The 20,760-nt window shown below is 60.7% G+C and carries 18 protein-coding genes; 12 read left to right on the forward strand and 6 right to left on the reverse strand.

The window, feature by feature from the left end:
• The first annotated feature begins 181 nt into the window (after window positions 1-181).
• Complete coding sequence (locus tag CO657_RS14390; protein WP_054182746.1) at window positions 182-1,174, forward strand: extensin-like domain-containing protein; 993 nt, start codon at window positions 182-184, stop codon at window positions 1,172-1,174.
• Between the two features lie 224 nt (window positions 1,175-1,398).
• On the opposite strand, the gene CO657_RS14395 is transcribed toward CO657_RS14390, so the two are convergent.
• Window positions 1,399-3,078, reverse strand: a complete 1,680-nt coding sequence (locus CO657_RS14395) for a formate--tetrahydrofolate ligase (RefSeq protein ID WP_054182547.1) — start codon at window positions 3,076-3,078, stop codon at window positions 1,399-1,401.
• Window positions 3,079-3,238: 160 nt separating this feature from the next.
• On the opposite strand from CO657_RS14395, the gene CO657_RS14400 reads away from it, so the two are divergent.
• A complete protein-coding gene (locus CO657_RS14400) occupies window positions 3,239-3,769 on the forward strand; it encodes a TIGR00645 family protein (protein WP_003592998.1) in 531 nt (176 codons plus the stop codon).
• A 94-nt stretch (window positions 3,770-3,863) separates the two neighbouring features.
• On the opposite strand, the gene CO657_RS14405 is transcribed toward CO657_RS14400, so the two are convergent.
• Complete coding sequence (locus CO657_RS14405) at window positions 3,864-5,546, reverse strand: hypothetical protein (protein WP_054182546.1); 1,683 nt, start codon at window positions 5,544-5,546, stop codon at window positions 3,864-3,866.
• Window positions 5,547-5,873: 327 nt separating this feature from the next.
• Between CO657_RS14405 and CO657_RS14410 the strand changes: the two genes are divergently transcribed.
• Window positions 5,874-6,599, forward strand: a complete 726-nt coding sequence (locus tag CO657_RS14410) for a helix-turn-helix transcriptional regulator (RefSeq protein ID WP_054182545.1) — start codon at window positions 5,874-5,876, stop codon at window positions 6,597-6,599.
• Window positions 6,600-6,645: 46 nt separating this feature from the next.
• Window positions 6,646-7,101, forward strand: coding sequence for a PAS domain-containing protein (locus tag CO657_RS14415; RefSeq protein WP_054182544.1), 456 nt, complete (start codon window positions 6,646-6,648; stop codon window positions 7,099-7,101).
• 126 nt (window positions 7,102-7,227) lie between these two features.
• Here the strand turns inward: CO657_RS14415 and CO657_RS14420 are convergent, their stop codons facing one another.
• From CO657_RS14420 to CO657_RS14430, 3 genes are all read right to left on the reverse strand, one after another.
• Window positions 7,228-8,358, reverse strand: coding sequence for a DUF2333 family protein (locus tag CO657_RS14420; RefSeq protein ID WP_054182543.1), 1,131 nt, complete (start codon window positions 8,356-8,358; stop codon window positions 7,228-7,230).
• A 196-nt stretch (window positions 8,359-8,554) separates the two neighbouring features.
• Window positions 8,555-9,628 carry a hypothetical protein gene (locus CO657_RS14425; RefSeq protein WP_054182542.1) on the reverse strand — a complete coding sequence of 358 codons (1,074 nt, stop codon included), beginning with the start codon at window positions 9,626-9,628 and terminating at the stop codon, window positions 8,555-8,557.
• 137 nt (window positions 9,629-9,765) lie between these two features.
• Window positions 9,766-10,368 (reverse strand): thymidine kinase, encoded by a 603-nt coding sequence (locus CO657_RS14430; protein ID WP_054182541.1) that lies wholly within the window; start codon window positions 10,366-10,368, stop codon window positions 9,766-9,768.
• 234 nt (window positions 10,369-10,602) lie between these two features.
• Here CO657_RS14430 and CO657_RS14435 point away from each other — a divergent pair, with 234 nt between their 5' ends.
• The 6 genes from CO657_RS14435 (at window position 10,603) to aptA (ending at window position 16,385) form a co-directional block, all read left to right on the forward strand.
• Window positions 10,603-11,559: a choline ABC transporter substrate-binding protein gene (locus tag CO657_RS14435; RefSeq protein ID WP_054182540.1), complete on the forward strand. Its 957-nt coding sequence runs from the start codon at window positions 10,603-10,605 to the stop codon at window positions 11,557-11,559.
• Window positions 11,560-11,631: 72 nt separating this feature from the next.
• Window positions 11,632-12,477: a choline ABC transporter permease subunit gene (gene choW / locus CO657_RS14440; protein ID WP_054182539.1), complete on the forward strand. Its 846-nt coding sequence runs from the start codon at window positions 11,632-11,634 to the stop codon at window positions 12,475-12,477.
• Window positions 12,474-13,526: a choline ABC transporter ATP-binding protein gene (gene choV, locus CO657_RS14445; RefSeq protein ID WP_054182538.1), complete on the forward strand. Its 1,053-nt coding sequence runs from the start codon at window positions 12,474-12,476 to the stop codon at window positions 13,524-13,526. The genes choW and choV overlap by 4 nt, the downstream gene beginning before the upstream one ends.
• A gap of 31 nt (window positions 13,527-13,557) precedes the next feature.
• The gene (locus CO657_RS14450) at window positions 13,558-14,307 is read left to right on the forward strand and encodes a HugZ family pyridoxamine 5'-phosphate oxidase (RefSeq protein ID WP_054182537.1); all 750 of its coding nucleotides are present in this window, start codon (window positions 13,558-13,560) and stop codon (window positions 14,305-14,307) included.
• A 116-nt stretch (window positions 14,308-14,423) separates the two neighbouring features.
• On the forward strand, window positions 14,424-14,741 hold the full coding sequence (locus tag CO657_RS14455; protein ID WP_003592984.1) for an ArsR/SmtB family transcription factor: 318 nt from the start codon (window positions 14,424-14,426) through the stop codon (window positions 14,739-14,741).
• A gap of 318 nt (window positions 14,742-15,059) precedes the next feature.
• Entirely contained in the window at window positions 15,060-16,385 is a 1,326-nt protein-coding gene (gene aptA, locus CO657_RS14460; RefSeq protein ID WP_054182745.1) for an omega-aminotransferase AptA, read from the forward strand.
• 76 nt (window positions 16,386-16,461) lie between these two features.
• On the opposite strand, the gene CO657_RS14465 is transcribed toward aptA, so the two are convergent.
• A complete protein-coding gene (locus CO657_RS14465) occupies window positions 16,462-17,376 on the reverse strand; it encodes an HD-GYP domain-containing protein (protein ID WP_054182536.1) in 915 nt (304 codons plus the stop codon).
• 465 nt (window positions 17,377-17,841) lie between these two features.
• Between CO657_RS14465 and CO657_RS14470 the strand changes: the two genes are divergently transcribed.
• Complete coding sequence (locus CO657_RS14470) at window positions 17,842-18,945, forward strand: branched-chain amino acid ABC transporter substrate-binding protein (RefSeq protein WP_003592979.1); 1,104 nt, start codon at window positions 17,842-17,844, stop codon at window positions 18,943-18,945.
• 117 nt (window positions 18,946-19,062) lie between these two features.
• Window positions 19,063-20,760: an adenine deaminase gene (ade, locus tag CO657_RS14475; protein ID WP_054182744.1), complete on the forward strand. Its 1,698-nt coding sequence runs from the start codon at window positions 19,063-19,065 to the stop codon at window positions 20,758-20,760.

The raw sequence follows: 20,760 nt of genomic DNA on the forward strand, positions 1-20,760 counted from the left end.
CTTTTGCGGATGAAGACGATGCAGAATTCCGCCTTCTTTTTGCCGCATAAAAAACATGAGAAGTTCTGTCAACATAAACCGGCAAAATATGTTGAAAAATCTATCAAGTTTTAACGATCTTTCCTGACGTTGCGCAATTGCAACGAAAACCGCCATAATGCGTTACCCCCACGCAATCGACATGACGGAAACGGATGCGTTGAGAAAACTTTCGATACTGGCGATCCTTCTCGCCGCAGCCCCCTTTCTTGCCGGTGCCCGCCTGCCCCCGCACGGTCCCCTACCACAGCCTCGACCGGACGCCGCCGATACGATCAGCCCTACCCCACTTCCCGATAAGGCTGAACCACCGTCACCGGATGATGTGCCGGCACCTCAGCCAAAGCCTGATATGAAGAAGCCGGAGGCACCGGTACCAGACCAGCCATCGGGGCCGCCCACCGAACCGAAAAAACCCGAATCGGCAAAACCCGAACCGGCAAAGCCCTCACCGGCGGAGCCGATGCAGGGCCCGCCGCTCCCGCCGGGCCAAGGCCCGCAGACGCCGGAGGAAGACAACAAGCCACCCGCCGAGCAGACGCTCGAAGAGCAGCATCTGACGATCGAACCGGAAAGCGATGCTGAGCACGCCGAATGCACCGCTGCGCTCAAGGCCTTGGGCGTCGTCTTCAAGGATGTCCCGCGCATCGATGACGGCAACGGCTGCGGTATCGACAAGCCGATCACCGTTTCCGAGGCCCTGCCCGGCATCACGCTGAAGCCGGAGGCTACGGTCCGCTGCCCGGCCGCACTCGCCCTTGCCCGCTGGATGAAGGAGAGCGTTATTCCGGCAGCCTCTGCCGCTCTGCCGGAGCAGGGCCGCCTCACGACGGTCAACCAGGCAACCTCCTATATGTGCCGCCTTCGCAACAGCGCAGGCACGGGCAAGATCTCCGAACATGCCCGCGGCAACGCCATCGACATTGCAAGCTTCCATTTCGAGAAAGGCGAAGATGTCGCCGTCCGCTCCCGCCGCGAAGACCCGACGTTGACCGGCGCCTTCCAACGCACCGTCAGCGCCGCCGGCTGCCTCTATTTCACCACCGTCCTTGACCCCGAAAGCGACGCCGCCCACGAAACCCATTTCCACCTCGACGTGATCGAAAGGAAAGGCGGCTATCGCTACTGCCACTGATCATTCAATGGCCGTGAATCGGGTTGGCCAGCCAACAGAGCGCTGCCCCTCACCCTAACCCTCTCCCCGTAAAACGGGGAGAGGGGACGTGCCCTGCGAGGCGTGGGCGAGGGACGGAGAGGTTGCGGCACACCCCCTTCGCCCCGTTTACGGGGAGAAGGTGCCGGCAGGCGGATGAGGGGCAGGTCTCGCAGATCTAGTGAGAAAGATGTCACGTGCACCAATCAGAACAGCCCCTCGATATAACCCTGCTCATTCAGGAAAATCCGCTCCGCCGACGGTGACTTCGGCAGCCCGGGCATGGTCATGATCTCGCCGGTGATGGCGACGACGAAGCCGGCCCCCGCCGAAAGCCGCACCTCCCGCACGGTAACGATGTGGCCTTCCGGCGCGCCGCGCAGGCTCGGATCGGTGGAGAAGGAATATTGCGTCTTGGCCATGCAGACCGGCAGCTTGCCGTAGCCCTGCTCCTCCCATGTCTGCAACTGGTCGCGCACCGCCTTGTCGGCCGTCACCTCGCCGGCATGGTAGATCTTCGAGGCGACGATCTCGATCTTCTCGAACAGCGAAATATCGTCGCCATAGAGCGGTTGGAATTTCGCCTGACCGGATTCGGCGAGCTCCACCACCTTGTGCGCCAGCTCCTCGATGCCGGCCGAACCCAGCGCCCAGTGGCGGCAAAGGATCGCCTCGGCGCCGAGCCTCGAAACAAATTCCTTCACCGCCGCGATTTCGGCGTCGGTATCGGAGATGAAATGGTTGATCGCCACGACCACCGGCACACCGAACCGGCGGACATTGGCGACGTGGCGGCCAAGATTGGCGCAGCCCTTTTTCAGCGCCGCGACATCCTCCGTGCCGAGGTCGTCTTTCTTCACCCCGCCATTCATCTTCAGCGCCCTGACGGTTGCGACGATGACCGCCGCATCCGGCTTCAACGCGGCCTTACGGCATTTGATGTCGAAAAATTTCTCGGCGCCGAGATCGGCCCCGAAGCCCGCTTCCGTCACGACATAGTCGCCGAGCTTCAGCGCCGTCTTCGTCGCCGTCACCGAATTGCAGCCATGGGCGATGTTGGCAAACGGCCCGCCATGCACAAAGGCCGGATTGTTCTCCAGCGTCTGCACGAGGTTCGGCTGCATCGCATCTTTCAGCAATACCGCCATGGCGCCGTCGGCTTTCAGGTCGCGCGCATGCACCGGCGTCCTGTCGAAGCGATAGCCGATGATGATGTCGCCGAGCCGCCGCTCGAGATCCGTGAGGTCGGTGGCGAGGCAGAGGATCGCCATCACTTCGGAGGCAACGGTGATGTCGAACCCGCCCTGGCGCGGGAAGCCGTTGGCAACGCCGCCGAGCGAGGAGACCATACTTCTGAGCGCCCGGTCGTTCATATCCATCACCCGCCGCCAGGTGATGCGGCGGATATCGATATTCTCTTCGTTGCCCCAGTAAATGTGATTGTCGATCATCGCCGCCAGCAGATTGTGCGCCGAGGTAATCGCATGGAAATCGCCGGTGAAATGCAGGTTGATGTCTTCCATCGGCACGACCTGCGCATAACCGCCGCCGGCTGCGCCGCCCTTGACGCCGAAGCAGGGGCCGAGCGAAGCCTCGCGGATGCAGACGATGGCTTTCTTGCCGATCCGGTTCAGCCCGTCACCGAGGCCCACGGTCGTCGTCGTCTTGCCCTCGCCCGCTGGCGTCGGATTGATCGCGGTGACGAGGATCAGCTTGCCGTCCTTCTTGCCCGCTTGCCCGGCGATGAATTCGGCGCTGACCTTTGCCTTGTCGTGGCCGTAGGGAACGAGCTGCTCGACCGGAATGCCGAGCTTCGCGCCGATTTCGAAGATCGGCTTCTTGGCCGCAGCGCGCGCGATTTCGATATCGGATTTGATTGATGGCATGGATGTTCCCCGTCCCGGCCTGCCGCAGGGCGCGGAGGCGTTGTTCCCTCTTCATCGGGATAGCGAAATATCGGCGAGGTGTGAATAGCGCTGCGCCTTGCGGCGGCCACGCCGGATGTTTATGTGGCGGTCAACGATCGCGGTTTTATAGGATGAAGACATGAAAGCACTGGAACTGATCATCGAGCGCATCATCCTGTCGAGCCGCTGGATCCTCGTCGCCTTCTATATCGGCCTGGTTGCGGCACTCGCCGTCTATGCCGTTTCCTTCGGCTACAAGCTCCTGAAGATTGCTTCCGGCGTCTTTGCCCTCGACGAGGCGGAGATGATCCTTGCCATGCTCAGTCTGATCGATGCGGCTCTCGTCGCAAGCCTGATCGTCATGGTGATGATCTCGGGTTATGAAAATTTCGTCAGCCGCTTCGATGAAGCGAGCGAAGCCGACAACGAAGTCTCCTTTCTCGGCAAGCTTGATTCAGGTAGCCTGAAGATCAAGGTGGCCTCCTCGATCGTCGCCATCTCCTCCATCCACCTGCTGCAGGTCTTCCTCAATGCCGACAAATATGCCGACGGCAAGATCATGTGGCTGACTTTCATGCATCTCGCCTTCGTCGCCTCCGCCGTCATGCTCGGCTTCCTGGAAAAGCTGATGAGCGTGACGTCGAAGAATGATTTGAAAGATAAGGGGTAGCCGGCGGGAGGAAGACAATTTCAGACCGGCCAACAAGCTGTCGCCCACGGCAACAGCGATGAGCCATCAAGAAATGTTCTTCCGCAGTCCGATATCAATTTGCCAAGGCTGTGGCAGGAACGATCCCGGCCTTCTGATTTCCGGGGCATCGGAGGCTTTCCTTCGCGTCTGGCCCACAGAAATGCAGGCCGGGCTCTTCACCATAAGGAATGATACCATTGATGATGCCGAGATCGAATGCCTGCGAACGCAGTATCTTGTCTCGCTCGATCGATGTCGCAAACATCATCGTCTCATATGTCTCGGAACTGACGCCCATCTCGTCGAAATAGGTGAAGAATTTCGTGTATTCAGCAGTCGTGGGCCGGACGAGGCCGATATCGGAATATCCGACAAGCCGCGGTGTTCCGCTTATCAGGACGAGAGTACAGCTCGAAAGGCAGTATGCACCGCCGGCAGAGACCTCGCCCATGGTCGCCCCGCTTTTGGCCATGCTCGCCTTGCAACGCGGATCCAGCGTCGGGCAGCGGGGCAACCGCGTCCTGCCAATCGAAGTCTCTAGGCCGGCAGCCCGGATCGTGCGCCCTATCGCAAACGCCGCGTCCATGTCTCCACCATAGGACTGAAGGACGACCGGCAGTTTTCGTTCACCGAGCGTTTTCAAAATCGCCTGCAGCCGGGCCGGTGTCTCCGGGGTGATTTCTCCTTCGGCAGAAATCCATTGGTTGCACTCGTCCTGGCAATTGCCGTTATACATCAGCAAAAAATCCATCGGCCGGTTTTCCGGTGGAGTCTCGCTTGTGACCGCGGCCACATCCTGCGCCGGCGCCTTGGATACAGGCGTCGCAGCCGCGACGGGCGCTTGGGCGACCGGGTGGCCGTGACAGACAGTCTCGGCCGCTGCATCCGGCGCGCAGAGCGGCATGCCGGGCCACTCATTGTAGGAGAGCATATCGGTGATGAGACCCGTCCGAAGTGCCTCCGCGGGCAGTACGATGTTGATATTGTCAGGCGTGGCGCTCATCATCAGGCCGATCACATCCTGGCTGACACCCATTTCCTTCAAATAGGCTGTCAACGCGGCACCGGCCTTCTTGCCGAGCTTGGTGGAACTGCTCTGCCCTGCTGATTTGCGTCCAACCTCCTTGCGGGAGATTTCCTTCTTCTTGCCGTTCACGATCTTGTATTCGATGCGGTAGGAGACACGCACCTTGTTATAGACAGTCGTGATCTGGTGAACGCCGATCAAAGCCCATTGCGACGCGACACGCGACGTACCGCCGGCCAATGCTAGCGGACAGGCGGAAAAACAATATGCACCTTCCGAATAGGCGTTGCCAAGCGCGGTCCCATCCTTTGTGATGGCGGCATCGCAACGCAGATCGTCGGCCGGGCAATCCTTCAGCCGTGTGCCGCCGACCGCCGTTTCAAGACCGGCTTTGCGGATCATCCGGCCCATCGCATAAGCGGCCTCGACATCCCCGCCCTCCGACCGGAACACGATCGGCAGTTTCCGGCCGCCGATCTTCTTCAGCATTTTTCGGAGCTGGGCCGGTGTATCAGAGGTTATGCGACCCTCCGCCGATACCCATCCCGGGCAGTCTTCTGTGCAGAGGGGATGGTGCACAAGGATGAAGCGCATCGGCGGCTGCCCTGCCTGCTTCTTCTCTCCGGCAGCCTGCACGGTTGCAGCTCCGATCGGCAGTGTCAGAAATAATAAAACAAGTAGTATCGGGGAAAGCAGGGACTTTACGAAAAAAGAAATCGCAGAGCGCACGATTAAATTGCCTCAATTATACATGGTAGACGCTTAGCAATTGCCTTGATCGCCAGCAAGCTGGTTTTCGGCACCTGTTGCCGCCGCCTCTTCCAAAGTGATTCTCTCCGTGCATCACAGCGCAAGACCCGTGGCTATGCGGCGCGAAGGAGATCAAAGATACCGCAACGGTATATCCGCAAGTCAAAACTCAACTAAAGCGCGATCGCCCCTCAATAATTTTACACAATTCGAGTAAATCAGCTTGCGCTAAGTCAATTGGGACTAGCATCTGACCGGCTTTCTGTGTTTGATAGCGTTAACATTGGGGCAGCCGGGGGCGTACAGATGTCTTATATGACTACCTCTGAAAGACAGTCATCGCTTTCTGCAGAGCTTGCCACCGCACGAACGCGTAGCCTGTTTGCGCAGGCGCTCGGCAGGGTCTCCGCCGCCTTCGGACTGTCGCATGCGACCCTGATGCACGCGCCCTCCCCGGAAGACCTCCTGCTGAAACCCCTGCTGATCGAAAGCTCGCTTCCGGCCGCCTATATCAAGGAGTTCGACCGCGTCCACATGATGCGCGGTTGTCCTTTCGGCTTGCGGCTGAGGGAGTCCGCCGTCCCCCCGGCCTGGCATCTGAACGACCCCGCCAATGGTCAGGCCTTCCCCGCCGAACTGCGCGCCCTGATGCTGCGCCATGCCATACCGGCCGGCGTTGCCATGCCGACCATTGCTGCCAATGGCCAGCGCCTGGTCTTCTGGTTCTGCGGCGAGCGCGCCGCACTCGGCCAGAGCGAGGTCAACGAGCTGGCAATGATCATTCTGCATGCACTCGATGCATATAATGCAGTCAAGCGGAATGAGGAATGCGCGCACAACGCGCTGTCGACCAGAGAACTGGAAGTTGTGCGCTGGACGGCCCAGGGCAAGACCTCGATCGAAATCGGCCAGATCCTGGCGCTCTCGGATCATACGGTGAACGCCTACATGACCAACGCGATCAAAAAACTCGATTGCGTCAACCGCACCCAGTTGGTAGCTAAGGCAATTCGATTGAAGCTGATCAACTGAGGAATCGGAAGAGAGTCGGCCCGTCGTCCCGTGATCTGGGGGAATCGTGTCTCTTCGCTTCGAACAGCCCGTCATCGACAAGACTGAGCAATCCCGTGCCCACATCGGCATCACCGATGCGGAAATCGTGCAGATGCTTGCTGCCTATCGCCTTTTCGGCTTCTGGCGGATCGACATCGAGACGGGACATTTCTTTGCAAGCGAAGATGTTCACGCGATTTTCGACCTCCCCTACAGCGACGGCCCCGTCAATCTGGCTGAGCTGATGTCGCGCATCCATGAGGACGACCGCAGCCTGATCGCCCAGACCTTCGAAGAGGCGAGCCTTCACGGCGTCGGTTTCCATTTCGTCTACCGCGTCTGCAATCGGCTTGGCGGCCACAAGCTGGTGCGCAGCGTCGGCCGTTTCCGGGACGGTCAAAGCGGCGGCGGCATCGTCACCTATGAGTTCGTCGAGAGGCTGCGTGTCGTCGGCTTCGAGGACGATACGAGACCGCGCTGACCCCCGGAAATTTTAGAGCATGATGCCGAAAATTGTGAGCGGTTTTCTCAAGACATCATGTCTCTAACTCTTTAATGTGGAACAGGATTCAGATTTTAGGCCGACCCGGCCTAAAATCATCCTGTTCTAGCGGTCGAGCACCGAGCGGATCTCGACGAGGTTCGAGCGCACCCTCAGAATATAGAAGCCCATGGTGGCGAGATGGCTCGGCATGATCCAGCCGTCCTCGCGCCCGTTCGAAATGATCGCCGGCTGAATGCGCAGCGCCGCTTGGAACTGCCGCATCGTGCTGCCCCAGACCGCTCCGAGATTGCGCTCCTGCACCACTTGCGAGAAATCCGCCTGCGCGGCGGCAAGGATGGCGTAGTAGGCGTAGAGCTGGCCGTAGGCAAACCAGAACCGGTCGTCGGCGCGCGTATCGAACCAGCCGCGATTGTGATTTTCCGAACGCTCGGCGAGCATGTCGGACGTACCGCCGAGATCGTTGGCGATGCGGTCGATGAACTGCATGAGGTTGTCGGCGCGGCCGTCGAAAATGACGCTGCAGGCGGAAAGATCGGTGTTGAACTTGCGCAGGCTGCCGATCGCCGAGCGGTAATAGGAGGGCGTCGGCGTCTTCGGCCCGAAGGGATTGAGCCCGAAATACCAGCTGTATTCGTCGAACTGCAGGTTACCGCGGGCGCTCTGCAGATCGTTGTTGATGCCCGACGTGCCGCGCACCCGCCCCAGCGTATCGACAAGCTCCGCCGACGTCCGCCGGACCGCCTGATTGATGCCGCGCTGGAACGACGCCTTGTTGTCGAGGAAAGGCGTGTGATCCCAGTCGATGCCGAAAAAGCCCATTTTATAGAGCAGCATCGAGGAGATCCATGCGTTCTGGTTGACGTTGAAGTCGGTCAGGTCGGCCGTGACGTCGACGATGGCCGAACGCTGGCAGGTCTTGGCGGCTGAGCTGTTGCTTCCCTCCGCGACCGGTACGTCCTGCCCGGCGGCAACCTTGCGGTCCGAAAGCCGGTATTGGTCGACAAAGGCGGTATTGAAATTCGACCAGACCTGCGTCTGCCAGAAGAAATAGCCGTAGAGCACGACGAAGAGCGCCACCAACGCGATAACCGGCAGCCGGATCATCCAGCTCCGGCGCTGATACCAGCCATGCGCGGCGAGGAAGGGCCAGAAGGCCCAGGCTGAAAACAGGCGGGCCCAGCGACCGATCGTCTGGCCGATCAGCCTGAAAAAACCGGCTATCCGGTCAAGCATCGTCGTCTCCTGTCAAGCGAGGCGAACACCACAGCGCCGCGCGTCAATTCAGACGCGCTAAGGACGCTGTAACACTTTCAATTACTGCATAATTGCCACATCCACATATGCGCTCGACGGGCCGAGCACAACACGAGCCCTTCGATTTTTCGGATTGAAGGCATTCCCGAAAGGGGCGCGAACCGGGACCTGCGGCTCAGGACCGCAGGAAAGGCAGGCTGAAACGGAGGCGCCTGCGCGCCGTGTCGATCAGCGGCGCTCCTGATGTCTCCGGCAGCGGTTCGGCATAGGCCGGAAACCTGCCGGCGAATTCCAGATCGGCGCGGCTCTTGCGCCGCTCGAGATCCTGGGCGACCAGCATGCCCTTCTCGAATAGCCCGATCGGCGCGGCTATATCGGGAAAGAGTTCCGGCTTGATCCGCATCTTCATGCCCGGCCTGTCGGTATCGACCTGCGCCTGGTAGATGATCAACCGCTCCTCGACGTCGATCATCAGTTTGCGCAGCAGCACGTTGCAGGCGGCGATCCGCCCGTTCGCCGAATCGACAAAGCTCTGGAACAGACCGATGAAACGCTCACGCCGCTGACTGTCGTCGCGCATTTCATGCTCCCTGGCGGAAATCTGCTCGGCCTCCGCCTTCAGCGCCCGCCGCTCCGTCTCCATCTGCTCCCAATGCGCCCTGTTGCCGTAGACGCCGATGCGGCCCTGCGTCGTCAGCGCCTTGGCATTGAGCTCCTTCATCTTGAGACGGGCGATATCGATGGAATCGACCAGCCGGCGCCGTTGCTCGACGATGTCGACGAGACCGCGTTCGGCGGCCCTATGCCGTTCGATGATCGTAGCGCGCTGGCCGGCGATCAGCCTGGCGAGCGCATCCGATTTCGTCAGAAGCTCGAGCAGCCGTTCGATGACCGGGGCCTCGCGCACGCGTTCGGTATACATGCGCCACATCCGCTGGCGCGACGTCCAGCCGGCCATCTTCTCCCGCAGCGTCAGCCCCCGGAAGCTGTCGAGATCGGCGGAAACCTCGGCCGTCAACCGGTCGAGGGAAAACACCAGCTCGGCCTGCAGGGCGTCGAGTGCTTCAGCATCGGCGATATGGGCCTGGAAGCGAGCATTCTGCTCGAGGAAAACCTCGTCGGCCGACCGTGCTTCATCGCCGCTGAACGCACTGATCGCGCCCACACAATAGGCTCCATCGGCCGCAACCTTCTCGGCAAGGCTGCCGGCAGCTTCGTATTGGCTTTGGAATGGCGGAGGTTTGCGCACGGGCCTCTCCAGGGAATCTCGTCTTGCCCAAGCTAGAGCATGATGCCGAAAAGTGTGAAGCGGTTTTCCGCCCGCAATTGCGTAAAATGGAAAAGCAGGTCGCTTGCGGCGCTAAAAAAACAGACGGCATTGCGGCTTCAGACCGGCTCGGCGATCCAGTCCCCATTCATCGCTTCGTCCCAATGCCTGCGGCAGAGCGAGACATATTTCTCATTGCCGCCGACATCGATCTGCGCGCCTTCGTGCAGCACTTTCCCCTCCGCGTCGAGCCGTACCACCATCGTCGCCTTGCGCCCGCAATGGCAGATCGTCCGCACCTCGCGCATTTCGTCGGCGATCGCCAAGAGTTCCTGCGACGCCGGAAACAATTTGCCCTGAAAATCGGTTCTCAGCCCGTAGACCATCACAGGAATGCCGAGCCTGTCGACGACGCGGGCAAGCTGCCAGACATGGACAGGCGTCATGAAATGCGCCTCGTCGACGAAGACGCAGGCAATCGGGGCCCCCTCTCCGCTTAGCGTCGCAATCAGCCGGAACAGGTCCTCATGCGGCTCGAAGGGGATGGCGCTCGCCTCCAGCCCGATCCGCGAGCCGATGACGCCCCGGCCGGTGCGCTCGTCGAAAGCGGCGATCAACTGCACCGTGCGCATGCCGCGCTCCTGGTAATTGTAGGAGGCTTGCAGCAGCATCGTCGATTTGCCGGCGTTCATCGTCGAGTAATTGAAATAGAGTTTTGCCATCCGATCTCTCCTTGATCGGTTTATTGAAGCTCACAATGACAAAGAAAAGCCCCCTGGGGCGATAATCACAGGAATCCCGGCCCGCAAATCGCCCGGCGGCCTGAAAACGAGGTGCCGCGAAAAATCCGCCGACGTCGCAATCGCATGGGTCGATACGACGCAAACGCACTGAGGTCGCTTGTCAAACTCGGCTATTGGTGGTTGGCTTGGGAACTTAAAGACTGGGAGTCTAAAATGAAAACAACAAGCACGTTCAAACTGGTTACTGCAACTGCCGTCGCCGCCCTCTCCGTTGCGACCGCCGCCTTCGCCGCCGATCCCGACAGCTGCTCCACCGTCCACTTCTCGGATGTCGGCTGGACTGATATTACCGCCACCACCGCCACCGCATCCGTCGTCCTGAAGAGCATCGGCTATCAGACCGACGTGAAGGTTCTCTCGGTGCCGGTCACCTACACCTCGCTGAAGAACAAGGACATTGACATCTTCCTCGGCAACTGGATGCCGACGCAGGAAAAGGACGTCCGCCCTTATCTCGATGACAAGTCGGTCGAATCCTTCGGCCCCAACCTCGTCGGCGCCAAGTACACACTCGCCACCAACGCCAAGGGCGCCGAACTCGGCATCAAGGACTTCAAGGACATCGCCGCCCACAAGGACGATCTCGACGGCAAGATCTACGGCATTGAGCCCGGCAATGACGGCAACCGCCTGGTCATGGACCTGATCGAAAAGAACACCTTCGGCATGAAGGAGATGGAAGTCGTCGAATCCTCCGAACAGGGCATGCTCGCTCAGGTCGCCCGTGCCGAGAAAGCAGGCAAGCCCGTCGTCTTCCTCGGCTGGGAGCCCCATCCGATGAACACCAACTTCAAGCTGACCTACCTCACCGGCGGTGACGACGTCTTCGGTCCAGAGTTCGGCGGTGCCAAGGTCTATACCAATGTCCGCGCCGGCTATCTCGACGAATGCCCGAATGTCGGCGCGATGCTGAAGAACCTGAAGTTCTCCCTCGACATGGAGAATAAGATCATGGGCAAGATCCTCGACGACGGCAAAGAGCCGGAAGCTGCCGCTTCCGAATGGCTGAAGGCGAACCCTTCTGCGCTCGAGCCCTGGCTTGCGGGCGTCAAGACCCGTGACGGCAAGGGCGATGCTCTGGCGGCTGCCAAGACCGGCCTCGGCCTTTGATGATATGACGGGGCGGCTCGCCGCCCCGTTTATTTTTGTCCGATTGTTGATTTTTTTGGATAGGCGCGCCCCTTGAATTGGATCACCGACGCTAAGATTCCCATCGGCTCATGGGCCAAATCCTTCGTGGACTGGCTGACCTCGAACGGCGAGTGGTTCTTCAACCAGCTTGCCTTCCTGCTGTCGAGCGCCATAGACGGCCTGCTCTTCGTGCTGCAGAAGCCCCACCCGTTAATCGTCATCGCTGCCATCACCGCCCTTGCCTTTTGGCTACGCCGGTCGATCGCGATTACCCTCTTCACCTGTCTTGGGCTGCTGCTCATCGTCAACCAGGGTTATTGGAAAGAGACGACAGAGACGCTCGCCCTGGTGCTCGCCGCCACCTTTGTCTGCATGGTGATCGGCATTCCCTTCGGCATTGCCGCCGCCCGCCGCCCTTGGGTCTATGCCGCCATGCGCCCGGTGCTCGATCTGATGCAGACCATTCCGACATTCGTCTATCTGATTCCGGCGCTGATCCTGTTCGGCCTCGGAATGGTTCCGGGCCTGATCGCCACCGTCATCTTCGCCATCCCTGCCCCTATCCGGCTGACGCGCCTCGGCATCATCTCGACGCCACCTTCCCTCGTCGAAGCCGCCGTCGCTTTTGGTGCAACGCCGATCCAGGTGCTGCGCAAGATCGAACTTCCCTTTGCCATGCCACAGATCATGGCGGGCCTCACCCAGACCATCATGTTGTCGCTGTCGATGGTGGTCATCGCCGCCCTCGTCGGCGCTCCCGGGCTTGGCGTGCCGGTCGTCCGCGCGCTGAACACCGTCAATATCGCCAAGGGTTTTGAAGCCGGTTTCTGCATCGTTATCCTGGCGATCATTCTCGACCGCATATTCCGCACGGCGGGTGAAGGAGGCGGCGCATGACCGCGGTAAACTTCAAGGATGTCAGCATTATCTTCGGCGACCGGCCGGAAACCGCGCTTGCCATGGTCGACCAAGGCAAAACACGTGACGAAATCGGCGCCGCCACCGGCCTGGTCCTCGGTGTCGCCAATGCCTCGCTGACCATTGAGGAAGGCGAAATCCTGGTGCTGATGGGCCTTTCCGGCTCGGGCAAGTCGACACTGCTGCGCGCCGTCAACGGCCTCGCCCCCGTGGTGCGCGGTGACGTCTCGGTCTCGACCTCCAATGGTCCGGTCAACCCTTACAGATGCAACGCCAAGGCCCTGCGGGAGCTGCGCACCCACACCGTCTCCATGGTGTTCCAGCAATTCGCTCTTCTGCCCTGGCGCACGGTCGCCGAGAATGTCGGCTTCGGCCTCGAACTCGCGGGCATGCCGGAGGCCGAACGCAAACAGCGCGTCGGCGAGCAGCTTGAACTCGTCAACCTGACGAAATGGGCCGACCGCAAAGTCAACGAACTCTCGGGCGGCATGCAGCAGCGCGTCGGCCTTGCCCGCGCCTTTGCCACCGGCGCGCCGATCCTGTTGATGGACGAGCCGTTCTCGGCGCTCGACCCGTTGATCCGCACCCGCCTGCAAGACGAACTTCTGGAGTTCCAGCGACGGCTGAAGAAGACCATCCTCTTCGTCAGCCACGATCTCGACGAAGCCTTCCGCATCGGCAACCGCATCGCCATCATGGAGGGCGGCCGCATCATCCAGTGCGGAACGCCGCATGACATCGTCAAGAACCCCGCCGACCAGTATGTCGCCGATTTCGTGCAGCATCTCAATCCGATCAGCATGCTGACGGCGGCGGACGTGATGCAGTCCGGTCTCGGTCAGACTGCCGCCGGCATGAGTGTCAGCGCCACGGCCCGCGCCGCAACCCCGCTCGTCGATATCCTCGATGCCCTTGCCCGCCAGCCGGGCAGCATCGGCATCGTCGAGAACGGCACGATCGTCGGCACCATCTCGGCCCAGGATATCGTCGCCGGCCTTACCCGCCATCGCCGCAAGCAGGACGCTTGATGTTTTCAATCCGCTTTGCCACAAAGCGGATATGAAAGATCAGCCCTCGCCCGTACGCGAAACCGACGACGATGCCCGCAAACTCGCCCGCGTGCTTCTGCGCTCCGCGCGGCACGCGGCGATTGCCGTACTCGCCCCCGAGACCGGCTTTCCCTTCGCCAGCCGCGTGCTCGTCGCCACCGATATTGACGGCGCCCCCGTCATTCTCGTTTCGAAGCTCTCTGCCCATACCAAAGCACTCGCCAGGGACGCGCGCGCCTCACTGCTGACCGGCGAGCCCGGCAAGGGCGATCCGCTCGCCCACCCTCGCTTGACGACCCAATGCCTGGCGGAACCCGTCGAGCGCGGCAACGCCTTCCACGAACGTATCCGTCCGCGTTTTCTCGCGCGCCACGCCAAGGCAAAGCTTTATATCGACTTTCCCGATTTCCTCTTTTTTCGCCTTAAACCGGAGCAGGCCAGCCTCAATGGCGGCTTCGGCCGCGCCTACCATCTCGATGGGAACGACCTAATCATCCAGTCGGCTGCCAATGAGGAGATTGCCGCCGGCGCGGCAGAAACAGTGCGAGATTTAGTAGAACGCCACCCCGATGTGGCCGAGGCCCTTGCTGCCAGGCTAAAGGCACCGAAATCGGCCTCCTGGCGCATTTGTGGTATCGATGCCTCAGGTTTCGACATGATTTCCGGCGATTTTCTGCTGCGATATGAATTCGAAACCCTCGCTGGGGATGCCGATCACATTTGTTCAAACATATCTAAAATAGCATACTCGATACCTTAAATTTAGGTATATACAATCTTCGACCTCAGTTGCTAGTTTTTGGGCGTGGGTCGAAATCCGACTGACGGCCTGTGCCAACACGCATGATGTACGTTTCGCATTAGGAAGATAACAATATGGAAACCACTGATTTGGCCGATCACACCAATGTGGCGGCAGCTTTATTGTCGGCCATGGCAAATCCCAAGAGATTGCTGATCCTGTGCAGCCTGGTGAAGGGCGAAGTGGCCGTCGGCGTGCTTGCAACGCAGGTCGGCCTCAGCCAGTCGGCACTCTCCCAGCATCTGTCGAAACTGCGCGCACAGAAGCTGGTCAAGACGCGCCGTGACGCACAGACCATCTATTATTCCAGCACCTCCGAGCCGGTCATGAAGATCCTGGCAACGCTCGAAGACATCTACCTGGTGACGAACAGGAACAGATCCGCCGCTTAATGATAGCGCTGACATGAATGTCGGCCGATGCCATGCCGCAAGGGGATGTTCCCGGAGGCGCGGCAACGATATTTCAGCACGTGAACCTTATGGCACGACCGGTAAATCCTGCGATTTGCCGGTCGTGCCCTTTTTTGCCGCACCTGCCGGTCCGGGGATATCCCCAGACCGATCCGGTCAAAACTCAAGCCTTCCTGTCCCGAGTGGCTCTCGGGCGTTTTACCGTTGACGCTTCAAGAAGCCCTGATAATTTGACCGGGCAGTCAAAATATGGGCGTGAAGCCCCGGGAACGGGCCGTCAACGGCCAGGAGAACAGCATGTCCAATCGCCTCAACGCACCGAACGATCTTCGCGCCTTCTGGATGCCGTTCACGGCAAATCGCCAGTTCAAGAAGGAGCCGCGTATGTTCGTCGGCGCCAAGGACATGTATTATACGACCCATGACGGCCGCCAAGTGCTGGACGGCACGGCCGGCCTCTGGTGCGTCAATGCCGGCCACTGCCGCCCGAAGATCACCGAGGCGATCCGCGAGCAGGCCGGCGAGCTCGATTATGCCCCCGCCTTCCAGCTCGGTCACCCCAAGGCTTTCGAACTGGCGAACCGCCTGGTCGACATCGCGCCGGAAGGCCTGAACCACGTTCTCTACACCAATTCCGGATCCGAATCCGTCGAGACGGCTCTCAAGGTGGCGCTCGCCTATCACCGCGTGAAGGGCAATGGTTCACGCTTCCGCCTGATCGGCCGCGAGCGCGGCTATCATGGCGTCAATTTCGGCGGCATCTCCGTCGGCGGCATCGTCACCAACCGCAAAATGTTCGGCACGCTGCTGACCGGCGTCGATCACATGCCGCACACGCACCAGCCCGGCAAGAACAACTTCACCCGCGGCGAACCCGAGCATGGCGGCGATATTGCCACCGAGCTCGAGCGCATCGTCACCCTGCATGACGCCTCGACGGTCGCCGCCGTCATCGTCGAGCCGGTGGCCGGCTCCACCGGCGTTCTGATCCCGCCGAAGGGCTATCTGCAGAAGCTGCGCGAGATCTGCACCAAGCACGGCATCCTTCTGATCTTCGACGAGGTCATCACCGGTTTCGGCCGCCTCGGCGCCCCCTTCGCCGCGCAATATTACGACGTCAAGCCTGACATGATCACCGCCGCCAAGGGCCTGACCAATGGCGTCATTCCGATGGGTGCCGTCTTCGTGACCTCCGAGATCCATGATGCCTTCATGAACGGCCCGGAACACATGATCGAATTCTTCCACGGCTACACCTATTCCGGCAATCCGATCGCTTCCGCCGCCGCCCTCGCCACGCTCGACACCTACAAGGAAGAAGGGCTGCTGACACGCGCCGCCGAGCTTTCCGACTACTGGGCCGACGCGTTGCATTCGCTCAAGGACTGCCCCAACGTCATCGACATCAGGAACACCGGCCTGATCGGCGCGATCGAGCTCGATCCGATCGCCGGCGAGCCGACCAAGCGCGCCTTCACCGCTTTCCTGAAAGCCTATGAAAGCGGCCTGCTGATCCGAACCACCGGCGATATCATCGCGCTGTCCCCGCCGCTGATCATCGAGAAGCACCATATCGACGAACTCTTCGGCAGGCTGCGGACCATCCTGCAGAACAACATCTGAAGACGCGTCCATAAGCGCTTCGGGCCCGCGGCGGACAAAATCCCCGCGGGTCTTCTCGTTTCGGAACAGAAAAACCTCAGGTCACGGAGGCGACCGAAAGGCAGATGGCGAATTTCTTCAGGAGCCGGCGGTCGAAGTGTCCTTCATTGCCGAACATCCACTTCAGTGCCTCGCTCGCGCTCCACGCCGCCTTGTATGACCGTACCGAGGTAATGGCGTCATAGACATCGCAGATCGTGGCAATCCGCGCATGGAGGCTCAACTCTCTACCCGACAGCCTGCGCGGATAGCCCTTGCCGTCGATGCGCTCATGATGATTGAGGCAGACATCGAGAACGATCTCCGACATGCCCTCCTGCCGCGACAGAAAAGCGTGTCCCTTTTCCGGATGGCCGCGGATCAGGCTGATCTCGTCCTTTTCCAGAGGCCCGGCCTTGTTGAGCACCTCAAGCGGAATTTCAAGCTTGCCGACATCATGCAGCAAACCCGCGGTGCCGAGCAGTTGGACCGTATGCTCGTCGAGCCCTAGATGGCGGCTGAACAGGATCATCAGCGCGCTCACCGAAATGGAATGGAGGAAGGTCACCTCGTCTTTCGATTTCAAACGCGTGACGTTCAGGAAAACCGAGGGATTTTCCTCCATCGACTTGGAGACGGATGAAATCACCGGCGCCACATGCGCGACGCTGATCGCATCGCCGTTGCGCAGCCTGGCGAAAGCCTCGTCCAGCACCTGCACGGATTTCTGGACGGTCTCGCGCGCGGCCTGGATATCGATCTCGATGTCACGGCCCGGCAGGCCGTTGGTATCGAGCCCCTTGCTGGTGTTGATGACGACACTGGCAGTGCCGCATTTGCGAATTTTTGCGGCATCGACCTCGCGCCGCAGCGAAAACCTGCGCTTCGACAAAAGCGGATCCTGCCACAGGCCCTCGACGGCCTCCACAAACATTCCGATACGCACCTGGCTGGCGTCGATACGCTTGAGCATCCAGTCTCTGTTTCCCGATGTGTCTGTCTAATTATCTGTATGGGTCACTTTTTCAATACTGCGGTATTTTGGGTATCACGGGATAATACTGCAATCGGCCAAACTAACGGTTAATGGGAAAGATAAAGACAACCCTACGAGGTGGTTTCGTCTGGACCGAGGCGCTTCCCTTTGCAGCTTCGCCGATGAGAAATCACCGAGAAGCGAAGAAAGTGACCGCCTTGGAACGAGTTTCCGGCCGGATCGATCCGATTTCGCTTCCAATTTGTTATGAACTTGCGCAATCCCGTCAAAATTCCTAGAAATCTCGTCATGAGCTTTCCCCGAGTCAAATATGGCCGGCAGGCTCACTGATCGCGCCTTTGTCGATCGTCCTTGGCACGGCCCAAAGAGCCGTGGAATGATCGCAAAAACCGGCGCGGCACCTCATCGCGGGTCGAAGGACCCCACCCAAGGAGACAGACAATGACCCTCAAGACATTGACGGCGACACTCGTCGCGTCGCTTGCCTTCGCGCCGCTTGCCCATGCCGATATCACCATCGGCCTGATTGCGCCGCTGACCGGCCCCGTCGCCGCCTATGGCGACCAGGTGAAAAACGGCGCTCAGACCGCCGTCGACGAGATCAACAAGAAGGGCGGCATTCTCGGCGAGAAGGTCGTCCTCGAGCTGGCCGACGATGCCGGCGAACCGAAGCAGGGCGTTTCCGCCGCCAACAAGGTCGTCGCCGACGGCATTCGCTTCGTCGTCGGCCCGGTGACCTCGGGTGTCGCTATTCCGGTTTCGGACGTGCTGGCTGAAAACGGCGTACTGATGGTCACTCCGACCGCAACCGCCCCCGACCTCACCAAGCGCGGCCTCACCAACGTGCTGCGCACCTGCGGCCGCGACGACCAGCAGGCCGAAGTCGCTGCCAAATACGTGCTGAAGAATTTCAAGGACAAGCGCGTCGCCATCGTCAACGACAAGGGCGCCTATGGCAAAGGCCTTGCCGACGCCTTCAAGGCGACGCTGAACGCCGGTGGCATGACCGAAGTTGTCAATGACGCGGTCACGCCCGGCGACAAGGATTTCAGCGCCCTCACCACCCGCGTCAAATCGGAAAAGGTCGACCTGGTCTATTTCGGCGGCTATCACCCGGAAGGCGGCCTGCTCGCCCGCCAGCTGCATGACCTCGCCGCCAACGCGACGATCATCGGCGGCGACGGCCTCTCCAACACCGAATTCTGGGCGATCGGCACGGATGCGGCGGCAGGCACGCTGTTCACCAATGCCTCCGACGCCACCAAGAACCCGGATTCCAAGGCTGCCGCCGATGCGCTCGCTGCCAAGAACATCCCGGCCGAGGCCTTCACGCTCAACGCCTATGCCGCCGTCGAAGTGCTGAAAGCCGGCATCGAGAAGGCCGGAAGCGCCGAGGATGCGGAAGCCGTCGCGGCCGCGCTGAAAGACGGCAAGGAAATCCCGACCGCTATCGGCAAGGTCACCTACGGCGAAACCGGCGACCTGACCTCGCAGAGCTTCTCGCTCTACAAATGGGAAGCCGGCAAGATCGTCGCCGCCGAATAACTATCGCTGATCGCCATCGACCGGGCGCCCCTATGGCGCCCGGTTTCGTTTGCGGCACTCGCTTGTGGCAGCAGATCGGCTATAAGTTTGAGAATCGGTTGCAATGTGAGCAAGGTCATGACCAGCAAACTCGAACGCCTCATCGACCAAGGGGTCGGCCGCGTGCCGGCCGATATCGTGCTGAAGGGCGGCCGTTTCTTCGACCTCGTCACCGGCGAACTCGTCCACTCCGATATCGCCATCGGCGCCGATCGCATCGTCGGCACCTCCGGCAATTACGAGGGGGAAACCGAGATCGACATATCGGGAAAAACAGTGGTCCCCGGTTTCATCGACACGCATCTGCACATCGAATCCTCGCTCGTCACGCCGCATGAATTCGACCGCTGCGTTCTGCCCTATGGCGTCACCACGGCGATCTGCGATCCGCACGAAATCGCCAATGTGCTCGGCGCCGCCGGCATCGAATTCTTTCTCCAGTCCGCGCTCGAGACGATCATGGACATCCGCGTCCAGCTCTCTTCCTGCGTGCCGGCGACACATCTCGAAACCTCCGGCGCCGATCTGCCGATCGAGCGTCTCCTGCCCTTCCGTCACCACCCGAAGGTCATCGGCCTTGCCGAATTCATGAATTTCCCCGGCGTGATCCACAAGGATCCCGTATGCATGGCGAAGCTCGACGCCTTCCAGGGCGGTCATATCGATGGCCACGCACCGCTGCTGTCCGGCAACGACCTCAACGGCTACCTCACAGCCGGCATCCGCACCGAGCATGAATGCACGACCGCCACCGAAGCGCTGGAAAAGATCCGCAAGGGCATGCATATCCTGGTGCGCGAGGGCTCGGTGTCGAAGGATCTCGCCGCACTGATCCCCATCATCACCGAGCGGCTTTCACCCTATCTCGCGCTCTGCACCGACGACCGCAACCCGCTCGACATCGCCGAACAGGGCCATCTCGATCACATGATCCGAACGGCGATCGCAAACGGCGTCGAGCCCCTGGCGATCTATCGCGCCGCCTCGATTTCGGCCGCCCGCGCCTTCGGCCTCAGGGACCGCGGCCTGGTCGCGCCGGGCTGGCGCGCCGATCTGGTGGTTCTCGACAGCCTGGAAGGTTGTCGCGCCGAAATGGTCTTCTCCGCTGGCCGTCGCGTCACCGATGCGCTCTTTTCCTCACGCAGACCTGTTGCGCCGATCGGCCTCGACAGCGTCAAGGCCCGGCCGGTCAACGCCGCCCATTTCGGTGTGCCGGTTGCCGAAGGCGAAACGCCGGTTATCGGCGTCATGCCAGGCAAGATCATCACCGAGCATCGCCGCTACCGGCTGCCCGTTAGGGGCAACGAGACATCGGTCGATCTTGCCAACGACATCATCAAGGTCGCCGTCATCGAGCGCCATGGCAAGAACGGCAATCACGCCAACGGCTTCGTCCAGGGCTTCGGCCTGAAGAAAGGCGCGATCGCCTCCACCGTCGGCCATGACAGCCACAATATCTGCATCGTCGGCGTCGACGAAGACGACATGACGCGCGCCGCAAACCGCCTTGGCGAGATCAAGGGCGGCTTCGTCGTCGTCGAGGACGGCAGGGTCACCGGCGAAATCGCCCTGCCCATCGCCGGCCTGATGAGCCTGGAGCCTTACGAGACAGTCCGCGATACGCTGCACCACCTGCGCAAGGCCGCCTTCGCACTCGGCGCCACGCTGGAAGAACCCTTCCTACAGCTGGCCTTCCTGCCGCTGCCGGTCATCCCACACCTGAAGATATCCGACCGTGGCATGGTCGATGTGGACAAGTTCGCGCTGATCCGCTGA

Origin of the sequence: Rhizobium acidisoli (assembly GCF_002531755.2) — a bacterium.
GTDB classification, from domain to species: Bacteria; Pseudomonadota; Alphaproteobacteria; order Rhizobiales; family Rhizobiaceae; genus Rhizobium; species Rhizobium acidisoli.